Source organism: Achromobacter sp. (assembly GCF_032113835.1).
Lineage (GTDB): Bacteria > Pseudomonadota > Gammaproteobacteria > Burkholderiales > Burkholderiaceae_B > Achromobacter.
In genome coordinates this window covers 43,145-57,633 of the sequence record NZ_DAMCTG010000011.1, presented here as the reverse complement: position 1 = coordinate 57,633, position 14,489 = coordinate 43,145, and the positions used below count along the sequence as shown (strand labels likewise).

The window sequence follows — 14,489 nt, the reverse complement described above, 5'->3', positions numbered from 1 at the left end:
CACGGAGATGTCCATGACTGATGACGCACAGCCGCGCCGGCGGTTTCTGCAAACGATGGCCATTGTGCCAGCGTCGACGCTGGCGATCGGCGGCCTGACCGTCGGCTGTACCAACGCCGCCGACGGCAACGCCGCAAAAGCGGCCAAGCCCTACGAGCCCACCTATTTCACCAAGGCCGAATGGGCCTTCATCGTTGCCGCGGTGGATCACCTGATTCCCGCCGACGAGTACGGCCCTGGCGCCATCGTGGCCGGCGTGCCCGAGTTCATTGATCGTCAGATGGAAACGCCCTTTGGCCACGGCAAGCTGTGGTACATGGACGGGCCGTTCCACACCGACCAGGTGCCGGAACTGGGCTACCAGCTCGATCAAAATCCCCGCCAGGTCTATCGCAATGGCATCGAAGCCTGTGACGCCTGGTGCGTGAAGACGCACGGCAAGGCATACGCCGAACTGGACAAGGCGCTGCAGGAACAGATCCTGAAGGATCTGCAGTCGGGCAAGATCGCATTCGAATCCGTGCCGTCCAAGACGTTCTTCAGCTTCCTGCTTGCCAACACCAAGGAAGGTTTCTTTGCCGATCCGATCTACGGCGGCAACAAGAACATGGTGGGCTGGAAGATGGTGGGCTTTCCCGGCGCGCGCGCCGATTTCATGGACTGGGTCGACCAGCCCAACGTGAAGTACCCCTATGGCCCCGTGTCGATCTCTGGGGAGAAGGGTTAAATCATGGCGATCAAGAAAGACAAAGTTGATGCGGTGCTGGTCGGATTCGGCTGGACCGGTGCGATCCTGGGTCAGGAACTGACCGAAGCGGGTCTGCAGGTGCTGGCGCTGGAGCGCGGCGGCATGCAGGACACGCCCAAGGACGCCGAATACCCCAAGGTGATCGACGAGCTGAAGTATTCGGTGCGCGGTTATCTGTTCCAGGACCTGTCCAAGGAAACCGTCACGATCCGCCACGGCGTGGATGACGTGGCCGTGCCGTATCGTCAGAACGGTTCGTTCCTGCTGGGCACGGGCGTGGGCGGCGCGGGCTTTCACTGGAACGGCATGCACTACCGCGTGCTGCCCGAAGAGCTGGAGCTGCGCACGCGTTATGAGACGCGCTATGGCAAGAACTTCATTCCGGAAGGCATGACGATCCAGGACTTCGGCGTGACCTACGACGAGCTGGAGCCGTATTTCTCGAAGTTCGAATACGTGTGCGGCACGTCGGGCAAGGCTGGCAACCTGGACGGCAAGATCGTTGAAGGCGGCAACCCGCTGGAAGGCAAGCGCAGCAAGGAATTCCCGCTGCCGCCGCTGGCCACGACCTACGGCGCATCGCTGTTCGACAAGGCCGCGCGCGAAGTCGGCTTCAATCCGTATCCCACGCCCGCCGCCAACGCGTCCGGTCCGTACACCAATCCGTACGGCGTGCGCCTTGGCCCCTGTAACTTCTGTGGTTTCTGCGAGAACTACGGCTGCTACATGTATTCGAAGGCCTCGCCGCAGACCACGATTCTGCCGGTGCTGCTGAAGAAGCCGAATTTCGAGCTGCGCACGCGTGCGCAGGTCATCAAGGTCAATCTGGATTCGACCGGCAAGAAGGCCGTGGGCGTGACCTACATCGACGCGGACGGCAACGAGATCGATCAGCCCGCGGATCTGGTGATCCTGTCGGCGTATCAGATGCACAACGTGCGCCTCTTGCTGCTGTCGGGTATCGGCAAGCCGTATGACCCGAAGACCAACGAAGGCGTGGTCGGCAAGAACTACGCGTACCAGATGAACGGCGCGGTCAACGTGCTGCTGCCCAAGGGTACGCAACTGAACCCGTTCGTCGGCACCGGCGCCGGCGGCGTGGGCATGGACGACCTGAACGGCGACCAGTTCGACCACGGCCCGCTGGGCTTTGTGGGTGGCGCCAGCATCCGTCACGTGCGCTACGGCGGCCGTCCGATCAAGCAGACGCCGACGACGCCGGGCACCCCGACGTGGGGCACGGCCTGGAAGGCGGGCGTGCAGGACGCTTATCAGCGCTTCATGACGATCGGCATTTCCGGGTCGGTGATGTCGTACCGTGACGCCTACCTGTCGCTGGATCCGACCTACAAGGACGCGTATGGCCAGCCGCTCTTGCGCATGACGTTCGACTGGCACGACAACGAGTTCGACATGCTGGGCTACATGGGCAAGCGCATGGAGACCGTGGCCAAGGCCATGAATCCTGAAAAGCACTTTGTGGCCGTGCGCAAGAAGGGCGCGCGCTACGACACGCGCGTCTACCAGAGCACGCACAACACGGGCGGCGCCATCATGGGCTCGAACCCCAAGGAAAGCGTGGTCAACAAGTACCTGCAGAGCTGGGATGTGCCGAACGTGTTCGTGATGGGCGCCTGCGTGTTCCCGCAGAACATGGGCTACAACCCGACCGGTCTGGTCGGCGCGCTGGCCTACTGGGCGGCGCAGGCGATCCGCGAGCAGTATCTGAAGAACCCCGGCCCGCTGGTCCAGGCTTAAGGAGACGGAACAATGATCAAGCACACCATTGTTGCGGCCTTCTCGGCCCTGTCTGCCCTGGCTGCCGGCGCCGCGTTCGCGGCCGGCGGCACGCCCGCATCGACCGATGCGCAAATGATCAAGCAGGGCGAGTACCTGTCGCGCGCCGGCGACTGTATCGCCTGCCACACGGCCTCCGGCGGCAAGCCTTTTGCCGGCGGTCTGGGCATCGATTCGCCGCTGGGCATGATCTATTCGACGAACATCACGCCGGATAAGGAAACGGGCATCGGCAATTATTCGTACGAGGACTTCGACCGGGCCGTGCGCCACGGCGTGGCCAAGGACGGACATTCGCTGTATCCGGCCATGCCTTACACCGCCTACGCCAACGTCACCCCCGACGATGTGAAGGCCTTGTATGCCTACTTCATGCACGGCGTCGAGCCCGTGAAGCAGGAAAACAAGGACACCGACATCGTCTGGCCGATGTCGATGCGCTGGCCGCTGACGGTGTGGCGCTGGGTGTTTGCGCCCGATGTCGTGACGGCGCCGGTCACCATTGACGCCAACGGCGCCGACAAGCAGGCGCTGCTGCGCGGCCGCTACCTCGTTGAAGGCCTGGGCCATTGCAGCACCTGCCACACGCCGCGCGGCGTGGCCTTGCAGGAAAAGGCGCTGACCGATGCGGATGGCTCGGCCTTCCTGTCGGGCGGCGTGGTCGAAGGCTGGCTGGCCAAGAACCTGCGCGGCGACGCGACCGACGGCCTGGGCGCCTGGAGCAAGGAAGACATCACGGCCTTCCTGAAGTCCGGCCGCAACGGGCATTCGGCGGCGTTCGGCGGCATGGCGCAAGTGGTCGAGGAGAGCACGCAGCACCTGACCGACGACGACCTGAACGCCATCGCGGTGTACCTGAAGAGCCTGCCGCCGGTGAACAAGGACGCCACCAAGCCGCTGGCCTATGACGAGTCCGTGGCCCAGGCGCTGCGCACCGGCAAGGACAAGAGCGATGGCGCGATGGCCTTCCTGAACTACTGCGCGGCTTGCCATCGCAGCACGGGCAAGGGCTATACCGAGACGTTCCCGCAGCTCGCGTTGAGCTCGACGGTCAACTCGGCCGATCCGGCTTCGTTGATCCACATCGTGCTCAAGGGCGCCCAGATGCCGGGTACGGCGTCGGCCCCAACCGCGTACGCGATGCCGGGCTTTGACTGGCGCATGACCGACAAGGAAGTCGCCGACGTGGTGAGCTTCGTGCGGTCGAGCTGGGGCAACAAGGGCGCGGCGGTCAGCGCGTCCGACGTGGCCAAGGTGCGTAAAGACATCGGCGCGGCGCCGCAGCCGGTGCGCGCGCAGTAAGCCGTTGCAGTCGTGAACCGCTGTCCTGCCGCTTTGCGGGCGGGACGGCAAACGGCGCTGGAGAGCCTGCGGCTTTCCGGCGCCGTTTTTCATGCGCGCTTTTCATGCGCATTTTTCATGCGATTCGAGATGCAGGGTTTGACAAGCCGATGGCATCGGCGCAAAGTGCGCAGCATGTCCCGGACGCACGCGCCTTTCGCCTTGATTATTGCCACCATCGGTTTGATGGTGGGTTAGCGCGTTTTCCGGACATCGCTACACAAACCCGCCACGAGGCGGGTTTGTCGTTTCCGCCTCCTGGTTTTTTCTGACAGGAGCTTTCCATGCCTTCCCCCGAAACTGTCCACGACGCTGCCGAACCCATGCTGCATTTTCTGTGCGGCAAGATCGGCGCGGGCAAATCCACGCTGGCTGCCCGATTGGCGGCGCAGCCCCGGACCCTGCTGCTCAGCGAAGACCGCTGGCTGGCGGCGCTGTATCCGGGCGAAATCGTGGACGTGGCGGACTACGGGCGCTGCGCCAGCCGCCTGCGAAACGCCATGGGCAGCCATGTCGTGGCGCTGGTGGCGGCGGGGCTGTCGGTGGTGCTGGATTTTCCGGCCAACACGCGCCGCAGCCGCGAGTGGCTGCGCGACGTGGCCCGGGAGGCGGGCTGCGCCCACACGCTGCATTATCTGGACGTGCCCGACGCGGTCTGCAAGGCCCGGCTGCGCGCGCGCAATGCCTCGGGCGATCATCCGTTCACCACCAGCGACGCCGAGTACGACGCCATCACGGCGTATTTCGTGGAGCCGGATGAGGAGGAGGGGCTGACCATCTTCCGGCACGCTTCGACGGATTCCGGATTCGCCGGCCTGCTATGATTACTGGATAAATAAACAGTCCACCCGGCCGCCGCCGATGTTGCCCCCGCACCGTTACTACTATCTGCACAATTTCCAGCGCGCGCTGGCGTGGGTCTCGGACCGCTACGCCGACCTGCTGGACGAAGACGATTGCCGCTTTCTGGCGGACTTCGCGGCGTTGCCGCAGGCGTCGCAGGCGTTGATGGTGCGCATGCTGATGCGGCGCGGGCCGTGGTTTCGGGCCAGCCGGCTGACGTACGAAGAGATCCCGGCCGTCGAAGAGGCGGCCGAGGCGCTGGAAGCGTTGGGGTGGCTGGACACGCGCGCACCGATGACGCTGGATGAACTGTTTGCGCTGCTGACCAAGCCTGAGCTGTGCCGGGCGTTCGCGTCTCAGCCGGCAGCCAGGCCGGGCGCGCGCAAGGCCGATATGCTCGAGGCGCTGCGCATGGCGCTGCCTGACGCCCGGCCGTTCGGCGTCTGGTCGCCGGATTTCTTGGAGCCCGTCTGGCGCGTGATGGTGGCGGACCGCTGCGAACGCCTGCGCCTCATGTTCTTCGGCAATCTGCATCAGGATTGGTCGGAATTCGTGCTGGCGGACCTGGGCGTGTTTCAGTACGAGACCGTGCCGTTCGACGCGGCGTCGCGGGCTTTCCAGACGCGGGCGGACGTGGACTGCTATCTGGCGTTGCACGCGTGCCGGCGGGCGCTGGACGAAGGTGCGGCCGTGGACGACTTGCTGCGGGCGGCGGAGGACTGCGTCAGCGGCAACGCCTGGCTGGAAAAGCGCCGCGCCAAGGTGTTGCTGCGTATCGGGCAAGCATGCGAAAGGGCGCAGGACTGGGAAGCCGCCCAGCGCGTATACGCGGCTTGTGGCTATCCCGGCGCGCGGCATCGGCGCATTCGGGTGTATGAGCGGATGCAGCGGTTCGAGGACGCGATGGCGCTGGCCATGACGGCGGCGAACACGCCCGAGAGCGAAGAGGAAAGCCAACGGGTGGCGCGCATGATGCCCCGGCTGCGGCGGGGGCTGGGGCAGGGCGCGGCGGCACGTGCGGCAGCGCCCATCCTGCCGCGCACGGAACTGGCGCTGGCCCGCCCGGCGCAACCGTCCGCGGTGGAATACGTGACGCGCGATCACCTGCATCAGGACGATGCGCCGGTGCATTACGTCGAGAACGCGCTGATCAATTCGCTTTTTGGCTTGCTGTGTTGGCCGGCGGTGTTTGCGCCGTTGCCGGGCGCGTTCTTTCATCCGTTCCAGCGTGGTCCCGCCGACCTGGAGGCGCCGGATTTCCACGCGCGGCGGCAGGCGCACTTCGAGGCCTGCCTGGCGCAGCTCGATACGCCCGCCTACCGCGACGTCATCCTGCAGCGGTACGCCGACAAGGCGGGCTTGCAGTCGCCGTTCGTGTTCTGGGGCGCCTTGTCCGACACGTTGCTGGCACAGGCGCTGGACTGCCTGCCAGCCGCGCATCTGAAGCTCTTCTTCACGCGGCTGCTGCGCGACGTGAAGGGCAACCGCACCGGTCTGCCGGATCTGGTGCGCTTCTGGCCCGCCGAGCGCCGCTATGAACTGATCGAGGTGAAGGGTCCGGGCGACAAGTTGCAGGACAACCAGATCCGCTGGCTGCAGTATTGCGTCGCGCACGGCATGCCGGTGCGCGTGTGCCACGTGAGCTGGTTGCAGGAGGCCGCATGAGCTACGCGGTGGCGGTGCGGGCGTTGTGCGAGTTCACGGCGCGGGCCGGTGATCTGGACCTGCGCTTCACGCCCGCGCCTAGCGGCCTGGAAGGCATGGCGGGACACGCGGTCGTGACGGGGCGGCGCGGGCCGGATTACGAAACTGAAGTGTCTTTGTCGGGCGTGTTTGGCGACCTGCTGGTGCGCGGGCGCGCCGACGGCTACGACCCGGCGGCCAACCAGCTCGAAGAGATCAAGACCTACCGCGGCCAGTTCGACAGCGTGCGCGAGAATCACCGCGTGGTGCATTGGGCGCAGGCAAAGGTGTACGGTCATCTGCTGTGCCAGGCGCGGGGCCTCGCGAACGTGCGGGTGGCGCTGGTCTACTACAACGTGGCGACCGAGGAAGAGACGGTGCTGGTGGAAACGCACGAGGCCGCCGATCTGGCTGCATTCTTCCAACTGCAATGCGAACGGTTTCTTGCGTGGGCCAAGACGGAACTGGCGCATCGGCAGTCGCGCGACGCGGCGCTCGAGGCGCTGGCGTTTCCGCATGGCGAGTTCCGCGCCGGGCAGCGCGATCTGGCGGTGGCCGTCTACCGCACGGCGCGCGATGGCCGCTGCCTGATGGCGCAGGCGCCCACGGGCATCGGCAAGACGCTGGGCACGATCTTTCCGCTGCTCAAGGCCAGTCCAGGCACGGGCCTGGACAAGGTGTTCTTCCTGGCGGCCAAGGGGTCGGGCCGTGGGTTGGCGGTCGAGGCGCTGGAAACCATCAATGCGCAGCCCGCCAAGCCAGGCCTGCGGATTCTGGATCTGCAAGCGCGCGATAAAAGCTGCGTGCATCCGGATCTGGCCTGTCATGGCGATTCCTGCCCGCTGGCGCGCGGCTTTTACGACCGCCTGCCGCAGGCCCGCGCCGCGGCGCTGGAACACACCCGGTTGGACGCGCCCGCGGTGCGCGCCACCGCGCTGGAACACGATGTGTGTCCGTATTACCTGTCGCAGGAGCTGATCCGCTGGAGCGATGTGGTGGTGGGCGACTACAACTATTACTACGACGCCACCGCCATGTTGCATGCGCTGACGCAGGCGCATCAGTGGAAGGTGGCGGTGCTGGTTGACGAGGCGCACAACCTGGTGGACCGCGCGCGCCGCATGTACACGGGCGAACTCGATCAGAACCGGCTGACCGCCGCGCGGTATGCGGCGCCCAAGGCGCTTAAAAAACCGCTGGACGGGCTGCACCGGTCGTGGAATGCGCTGAACAAGAAGCAGACTGAACGCTATCAGGCGTACGACGCCGCGCCGGCCGGTGTGCTGACGGCAGTGCAGAAGGCGGTGGCGGCCATCACCGAGTTCATCGGCCAGACGCCGCTGCCGCAGGATGATCCCTTGCTGGGGTTCTATTTCGAGGCGCTGCATTTCATGCGGCTGGCCGAGCAGTTCGGCTCGCATGCGCTGTTTGACGTGACGCTGGGCGAGGCGGGCGTCAGCAGCGCCAAGACACCGCCGTCGACGCTGTGCGTGCGCAATGTGATTCCCGCGCCGTATCTGGCCGCGCGCTATGCGACGGCGCACGCGACGGTGCTGTTCTCCGGCACGCTGAGTCCGCAGCAGTTTTACCGGGACACGCTGGGCCTGCCCAAGGACACGCCGTGGATCGACGTGGCCGCGCCGTTTCAGGCGGGGCAGTTGGCGGTGCGCGTGGTGGGCAACGTGTCCACGCGCTTTCGCGATCGCGAGCGGTCGCTGGCGCCCATCGCGGACCTGATCGCGCGACAGTACGCCGAGCGGCCGGGCAATTACCTGGGCTTTCTGAGCAGCTTTGACTACCTGAAGCGCGTGGCCGACCTGATGCGCGAGCGCCATCCGCAGGTGCCGATCTGGCTGCAGACGCCGGGCATGGACGAGCCGGGGCGGGCGGCCTTCCTGGCGCGCTTTACCGAAACGGGACAGGGCGTGGGATTCGCGGTGCTGGGCGGCGCGTTCTCGGAAGGCGTGGACCTGCCGGGCAAGCGGCTGATCGGCGCGTTCATCGCCACGCTGGGACTGCCGCAGGTCAACCCCGTGAACGAAAACATGAAACGTGCCATGGACATGCGCTATGGCGAAGAGAACGGGTACGACTACACGTATCTGTACCCCGGCATGCAGAAGGTGGTGCAGGCGGCGGGCCGGGTCATCCGGACCGAACACGATGAGGGTACTGTGCACCTCATCGATGACCGCTATCGGCGCGCCAAGGTGCGCGGGTTGTTGCCGGGGTGGTGGCGGGTGGACTGAGCGCCCGAACCCTAGGCGGGGTGCGCTTCGGGGTGCGCCGGCGGGCGCAGTTCGGTCAGCGGCTGGCTGGGATCGCGCGACAACTGATAGCCGTACCAGAGGCTGCGCGCCATGCGCTTGGCCATTTCCTGCGCGGCGTCGGCCAGGGCGCGATTCGGCAGCGCGTCGGTCGTCTCGCCAAACAGGACCAGCCAGCGTTCGAAGAGTTCGGCTTTCAGGTTGGGCATGGCCGCGTGTTTGGGCATCGGCATGCCGGTAAAGCGCCGGGTGCCCAGGATGACGGCCGACCAGAAGTCCGAGAGCGTGGCCAGGTGTTCGTCCCAGTCGTGGACCATGCCGTTGAAGATGGGGCCGAGGGATTCATCGGCGCGCGCCTTGGCGTAGAAGGTATGGACCAGGTCCTGGATTTCGGCTTCGGTGCAGACGGCGGCGGTATCGGTGTCGGTGGCGATGTCGTGCGTGGTCAAGATGGTCTCCGGGCGGGGGGCAGGAGACGATCTTAGGGCGAGGGCGGAAGCGTGCGGTTTGATATGGCTCAAGCGGCGCGGCGTAATTTATTCGGACGCGTGCCCGGACGGGATTGGATTCCGTTTTCGGCAATAATGATATCCATTCTTATTAAGGCGGATGGATATGCGACAGATGAACGGGCGGCGCAATGGCCTGACTTCGACGGTAATGGCCGTTGCGTTGAAAGCGGCGATGACGGCCGCGCTCGTCGCCACGGCGCCCGGCCCGGCGGCGGCTCAATCAGCGCAAGGCGCGGTCACGCCGCAGGCCGCTGCCGACAAGCCGCTGCCCATGCAAAAGGGCGAATTCGTGGCGGGAACCTGGTCGGCGGACAGCGGCGTGACGCTGGATCTGCTGGACCCGCAAGGGCGCCACGTGCGCCGGCTGAGCGACCGCGAAAAGCCGGCCGGCTTGCTGATGCTGGTGGGGCCGGCCGATGGCGTCTACACGGTGCGGGCGCAGGGGCAGGGCGCGTATGAATGGTCCGTGACCGAGCGCCTGCCGCTGTCCGAACAGCGCGCGCCGGCGCCCACGATCGATAGCCCGCGCCTGGCCGTGCTGGCGCAGACGCTGGCAAAGGGCGGCACGACGGCCGCGTTCTGGGACGAGATGAAGCGCCAGGGCACGCCGCTGATCGAGCCGGCAAACGCCACGCATGATCGCGTGACCTTTCTGTGGCAGGGCGCGGAACGCAACGTGCGCCTGTTCGGCGGTCCGTCCACCGACCACGCGCAATTGTCGCGGCTGAGCGATTCCGACGTCTGGTACGTGAGCTTCCTGGTGCCGAAGACGGCGCGCCTGTCGTACCGGCTGGCGCCCGATGTGCCGGAACTGCCGGGGACCGGCATGGCGCGGCGCCGCGCGATCCTGGCCACGGCGCAGGCCGACCCGAACAATCCCAAGGTCTATCCCGAGCGTGGCATCGATGCGTTCCAGACCTATTCGGTGATGGAACTGGCCGACGCGCCGCCGCAGCCGTGGGTCGAACCGCGCGTGGACGTTCCCGCCGGCAGCGTCCAAGCGCTGGAACTGCGCAGCGACATCCTGGGCAATACGCGCACGATTCATCTGTACCGCCCGGCGGGTTGGAAACCAGATGGCCCGGACAACCACGTGCTGGTGTTGTTCGACGCGGGCGCCTATCTGGGGCGCGTGCCCACGCCGACCATCCTGGACAACATGATCGCGGCCGGCGTCATTCCGCCGACCGCGGCCCTGCTGATCGATAACCCCACCGCGGACTCGCGCGGCCGCGAGCTGCCGCCTAATCCGGATTTCGCCGATTTCCTGGCGCGCGAGCTGATGCCGTGGGCGCGCAAGCAGGGCATCGCGGCGCCGGCGGGGCGCACGGTGATCGGCGGGTCGAGCTATGGCGGCCTTGCGTCCTCGTATGCGGCGCTGCGCCATCCCGAGGTCTTCGGCAATGTGCTGAGCCAGTCCGGCTCGTACTGGTGGGCGCCGCCTGGGGAGGAAGACCAGTGGCTGACGCGGCAGTTCGTGGCGGTGCGCACGCTGCCGGTGCGGTTCTTTCTGGGCGCGGGCCTGTTCGAATCGGGGCGCGGCGGCCAGCCCGGAATCCTGGAGACCAACCGCCATCTGCGCGACGTGCTGCGGGCCAAGGGTTATCTCGTGACCCATCGCGAGGTGGCGGGCGGCCACGATTATCTGAGCTGGCGCGGGACCTTGTCGGACGGGTTGCTGGAACTGATCGGCAAGAACGGTCTGGCTCGGCAATAGCCGGGGCGCCGGCCCACGCTGCATGCATTCGTCGTCCAGCCGGGGGCCGCGGCATGCTGCCGCCGTCCAGCGGATGTCCGCGGCGTGCGGCTGCCTTCATCCCCTGCGCGCGGCGCCGCCGATTTGCGTAGTATTGTCGCGATGCGCGCGGCCGGCCGCCGCGCTGCGCCCAATGACAATACGCGCGCCCGGCGGATCCGCGGCGCGCGCCAAGGAGACGAACGCCCATGCCTACCCCCGCCCCGCTCAATGACATCGTGGCCATGCCCGCGCACGCGCTGTCGGACGCCATCCGCAGCCGCCGGGTGTCCTGCCGCGAAGTGATGCAGGCGTATCTGGCGCATATCGACCGGGTCAATCCCAAGCTGAACGCCATCGTCGCGCGCCGCGACAGCGATGAGCTGCTGCGCGAAGCGGATGCGCGGGACGCGCAGTTGGCCGCGGGGCAGTGGCAGGGGTGGCTCCACGGCATTCCGCAGGCGCCCAAGGACCTGACGGCCGTGCGCGGCATGGTCACCTCGATGGGGTCGCTGGTCTACAAGGACGTGGTGACGGCGCACGATTCGATTCTGGTCGAGCGCATGCGCGCCGCCGGCGCGATCTTCATCGGCCGCAGCAATGTGCCGGAATTCGGCCTGGGCTCGCACACGTATAACAAGGTCTATGGCGCGACCGGCAATCCGTATGACGCCACCAAGACCGCAGGCGGCAGCAGCGGTGGGGCCGCGGCGGCGCTGGCGGCGCGCATGTTGCCCGTGGCCGACGGCAGCGACTTCGGCGGCTCGCTGCGCAATCCCGCGGCGTTCTGCAATGTGTACGGCATGCGCCCGTCGGCCGGCCGCGTGCCTTCCGGGCCGTCGCCCGAGGTCTTCCTGAAGCAGCTTTCCTACGAAGGCCCCATGGGGCGCACCCCGCGCGACGTGGCGCTGCTGCTGTCGGTGATCGCCGGCCACGACAAGCGCGCGCCGCTATCGCTGACAGACGATCCGGCGCAGTATGCGCAACCGCTGGACACGGACATGTCCGGCAAGCGCGTGGGTTGGCTGGGCGATTGGGGCGGTTACCTGGCGATGGAGCCCGGCATCCTGGAACTCTGCAAAGCGGCCCTGAAGGATCTGGAGACCGCAGGCTGCCAGGTCGACGCATACCAGGTGCCTTTTGCGGGCGACCGGCTGTGGCGCATCTGGCTGGCGCACCGCCATCTGATGGTGGGCGGGCAGTTCCATGCCCTGGTCAACAACCCCGAGACGCGCAAGCTGGTCAAGCCCGCGCTGATCTGGGAGGTCGAAGGGCTGGAAGGCATGACGGCTCGCCAGATCTATCAGGCGACGGAGGAACGCAGCGCCTGGTATCAGACCGTGCTGCGCATGTTTGAAGAGGTCGATTATCTGGCGGTGCCGTCGGCGCAGGTGTTTCCGTTCGACGTGAACCTGGATTGGCCCAAGGAGATCGCGGGCCGTCCGATGGATACGTATCACCGTTGGATGGAAACCGTGACGCCGTGGACGCTGGCCGGTTGCCCGGTCATCAGTGTGCCAGTGGGCTTTAACGCCGCAGGGCTGCCGATGGGTATGCAGCTTATTGGTCCGCCCCGGGGCGACCTTGCCGTGCTGCAACTGGCTCATGCCTATGAAAACGCGCGCGACTGGGTGCAGGAGCGGCCGCCGGCGGCGCTGTGGGGCGTCGCACAATGACCATCACGCAATGACCGTCACGTACCGATGCTCACAAACTTCGGTTGATTTTGTGTAATAGATCTTTGCATTTTTCCGACAAGCTAGCCATGTTTTGCGTTTTCCCGCGTTTTTCATGGCTGTGACACGGCACCTTTGTAATAATTGTCGAAATTTCCCACATTCCCGCCAGAATCCCGGCTGCCGGCAGGCCGGGGGCGGGAATAACCCAGGGGCGTCCGGGCAGGGCGTCGACATGTCGATACAGTACAAAGGTCTCCCGGTATGAAGAATGTGACGCTCCGCCAGCGCATCCTGGTCAGTTTCCTGGCGGTTCTCGCCATCATGACGCTGATGGTGGTGGTGGATTACCGGCGGCTTCTGCATGTCGAAGCCCAGGCCGAAATGATCAACAACGACGCCGTACCCGGCATCTACTACAGCACGTCGATCCGGGCGTCGTGGTTTGGTGGTTTCGTGGTGGTGCAGGACGCCTTCAATGCGCCCACGGAGGCCGAGCGCCGCGCCGCGCTGGAGGCGCTGCCGCGCAACGACGTGCAGCTTGACGAGCACATCGAGTTCTACCGGCGCACCATTGCCCGGCAGGACGACCAGCAACTGTTCGATGAGTTCGAGAAGGAACTGAAGGCCTACAAGCGTATCCGGGCCGACATCCTGACGCCTGCGATGCTGGCGGACCCGAACCGTGCGCTGACGCGCATCGTTTCCGAGCTGCGGCCGTCGTTCTACCGGGGACGCGACACCCTGGCAAAGATGGTCGCCGAAAACAAACGGCAGGCCGATGAGTCCGCGATCAGCATCAAGCAGTCCGTGGACGCCGCCGAGACCGGCATGCTGGTGTCGCTGGCGATGGCCATCGCCGCGTCCATCGTGTGCGGATTCCTGCTCTTGCGCGCCATCGTCAATCCCATGCGCGACATCGTGAAGACACTTGAAGCCACGGGGAGCGGCGACCTGACGCGGCGGCTGAAGCTGGCGCGCAACGACGAGTTCAACGCCATCGAAACGGGTTTCAACGGCATGGTCGACGAGCTGACCGGCCTGGTGGGCCGGACGCAGCGCTCGGCCGTGCAGGTGGCCACGTCGGTGACGGAGATTGCCGCCACGTCCAAGCAGCAGCAGGCCACCGCGTCGGAAGTGGCCGCCACCACCACCGAAATCGGCGCCACGTCGCGCGAGATCTCGGCAACCTCCCGCGAACTGGTGCGCACCATGACCGAAGTCTCCAGCGCTGCCGAACAGACCGCGACGCTGGCCGGCAGCGGTCAGGTAGGCCTGGCGCGCATGGAAGACACGATGCGCAACGTGGTGGGCGCGGCGGGCTCGGTAAACGCCAAGCTGGCGGTGCTGAATGAAAAGGCCGGCAACATCACGCAGGTCGTGACGACCATCACCAAGGTGGCGGACCAGACGAACCTGTTGTCGCTGAACGCGGCGATCGAAGCCGAGAAGGCGGGCGAATACGGCCGCGGCTTCGTGGTGGTGGCCACCGAGATCCGCCGCCTTGCCGACCAGACCGCGGTGGCGACGTACGACATCGAGCAGATGGTGCGCGAGATTCAGTCGTCGGTGTCGGCCGGCGTGATGGGCATGGACAAGTTTTCCGAGGAAGTGCGCCGCGGCATGGCCGACATGCAGCAGGTGGGCGACCAGCTCTCGCAGATCATCCAGCAGGTGCAGACGCTGGCGCCGCGCGTGCAGATGGTCAACGAAGGCATGCAGGCGCAGGCCACCGGCGCCGAGCAGATCAACCAGGCGCTGCAGCAACTGAGCGACGCGGCCCAGCAGACGGTGGAATCGCTGCGGCAGTCCAGCCTTGCCATTGAAGAGCTGACGCTGGTGGCCAACGACCTGCGCAGCGGCGTGTCGCGCTTCAAGGTGTGATCG

At 66.1% G+C, this 14,489-nt stretch carries 11 protein-coding genes; 10 read left to right on the top strand and 1 reads right to left on the bottom strand.

Annotated features, from left to right (window positions below; all coding sequences use genetic code 11):
* Positions 1 to 13: 13 nt before the first annotated feature.
* The 7 genes from RT697_RS06770 to RT697_RS06740 all read left to right on the top strand — a co-directional run bounded on the left by RT697_RS06770 (position 14) and on the right by RT697_RS06740 (position 8,661).
* On the top strand, positions 14 to 727 hold the full coding sequence (locus tag RT697_RS06770; RefSeq protein WP_175121198.1) for a gluconate 2-dehydrogenase subunit 3 family protein: 714 nt from the start codon (positions 14 to 16) through the stop codon (positions 725 to 727).
* Between the two features lie 3 nt (positions 728 to 730).
* On the top strand, positions 731 to 2,506 hold the full coding sequence (locus RT697_RS06765) for a GMC family oxidoreductase (RefSeq protein ID WP_313697636.1): 1,776 nt from the start codon (positions 731 to 733) through the stop codon (positions 2,504 to 2,506).
* Between the two features lie 12 nt (positions 2,507 to 2,518).
* A complete protein-coding gene (locus RT697_RS06760) occupies positions 2,519 to 3,847 on the top strand; it encodes a cytochrome c (protein ID WP_313697634.1) in 1,329 nt (442 codons plus the stop codon).
* Between the two features lie 104 nt (positions 3,848 to 3,951).
* Positions 3,952 to 4,158 carry a hypothetical protein gene (locus tag RT697_RS06755; RefSeq protein ID WP_313697632.1) on the top strand — a complete coding sequence of 69 codons (207 nt, stop codon included), beginning with the start codon at positions 3,952 to 3,954 and terminating at the stop codon, positions 4,156 to 4,158.
* A 12-nt stretch (positions 4,159 to 4,170) separates the two neighbouring features.
* Positions 4,171 to 4,710, top strand: coding sequence for an ATP-binding protein (locus RT697_RS06750; RefSeq protein ID WP_313697630.1), 540 nt, complete (start codon positions 4,171 to 4,173; stop codon positions 4,708 to 4,710).
* A 37-nt stretch (positions 4,711 to 4,747) separates the two neighbouring features.
* Positions 4,748 to 6,394: a VRR-NUC domain-containing protein gene (locus RT697_RS06745; protein ID WP_313697629.1), complete on the top strand. Its 1,647-nt coding sequence runs from the start codon at positions 4,748 to 4,750 to the stop codon at positions 6,392 to 6,394.
* A complete protein-coding gene (locus RT697_RS06740) occupies positions 6,391 to 8,661 on the top strand; it encodes an ATP-dependent DNA helicase (RefSeq protein WP_313697627.1) in 2,271 nt (756 codons plus the stop codon). Before RT697_RS06745 ends, RT697_RS06740 begins: the two co-directional genes overlap by 4 nt.
* An 11-nt stretch (positions 8,662 to 8,672) precedes the next feature.
* On the opposite strand, the gene RT697_RS06735 is transcribed toward RT697_RS06740, so the two are convergent.
* A complete protein-coding gene (locus RT697_RS06735; protein ID WP_313697625.1) occupies positions 8,673 to 9,128 on the bottom strand; it encodes a group III truncated hemoglobin in 456 nt (151 codons plus the stop codon).
* A 166-nt stretch (positions 9,129 to 9,294) separates the two neighbouring features.
* On the opposite strand from RT697_RS06735, the gene fes reads away from it, so the two are divergent.
* The 3 genes from fes (at position 9,295) to RT697_RS06720 (ending at position 14,486) form a co-directional block, all read left to right on the top strand.
* Positions 9,295 to 10,908: an enterochelin esterase gene (fes, locus tag RT697_RS06730; RefSeq protein ID WP_313697623.1), complete on the top strand. Its 1,614-nt coding sequence runs from the start codon at positions 9,295 to 9,297 to the stop codon at positions 10,906 to 10,908.
* Between the two features lie 227 nt (positions 10,909 to 11,135).
* On the top strand, positions 11,136 to 12,602 hold the full coding sequence (locus RT697_RS06725; protein WP_313697622.1) for an amidase: 1,467 nt from the start codon (positions 11,136 to 11,138) through the stop codon (positions 12,600 to 12,602).
* A gap of 264 nt (positions 12,603 to 12,866) precedes the next feature.
* Positions 12,867 to 14,486, top strand: a complete 1,620-nt coding sequence (locus RT697_RS06720; protein WP_313697620.1) for a methyl-accepting chemotaxis protein — start codon at positions 12,867 to 12,869, stop codon at positions 14,484 to 14,486.
* Positions 14,487 to 14,489: the final 3 nt, after the last annotated feature.

Bases quoted from the DNA above. Each gene is read 5' to 3' on its own strand.
- RT697_RS06770 (WP_175121198.1), top strand. From the start codon at position 14: ATGACTGATGACGCACAGCCGCGCCGGCGGTTTCTGCAAACGATGGCC.
- RT697_RS06765 (WP_313697636.1), top strand. From the start codon at position 731: ATGGCGATCAAGAAAGACAAAGTTGATGCGGTGCTGGTCGGATTCGGC.
- RT697_RS06760 (WP_313697634.1), top strand. From the start codon at position 2,519: ATGATCAAGCACACCATTGTTGCGGCCTTCTCGGCCCTGTCTGCCCTG.
- RT697_RS06755 (WP_313697632.1), top strand. From the start codon at position 3,952: ATGCGCATTTTTCATGCGATTCGAGATGCAGGGTTTGACAAGCCGATG.
- RT697_RS06750 (WP_313697630.1), top strand. From the start codon at position 4,171: ATGCCTTCCCCCGAAACTGTCCACGACGCTGCCGAACCCATGCTGCAT.
- RT697_RS06745 (WP_313697629.1), top strand. From the start codon at position 4,748: ATGTTGCCCCCGCACCGTTACTACTATCTGCACAATTTCCAGCGCGCG.
- RT697_RS06740 (WP_313697627.1), top strand. From the start codon at position 6,391: ATGAGCTACGCGGTGGCGGTGCGGGCGTTGTGCGAGTTCACGGCGCGG.
- fes (WP_313697623.1), top strand. From the start codon at position 9,295: ATGCGACAGATGAACGGGCGGCGCAATGGCCTGACTTCGACGGTAATG.
- RT697_RS06725 (WP_313697622.1), top strand. From the start codon at position 11,136: ATGCCTACCCCCGCCCCGCTCAATGACATCGTGGCCATGCCCGCGCAC.
- RT697_RS06720 (WP_313697620.1), top strand. From the start codon at position 12,867: ATGAAGAATGTGACGCTCCGCCAGCGCATCCTGGTCAGTTTCCTGGCG.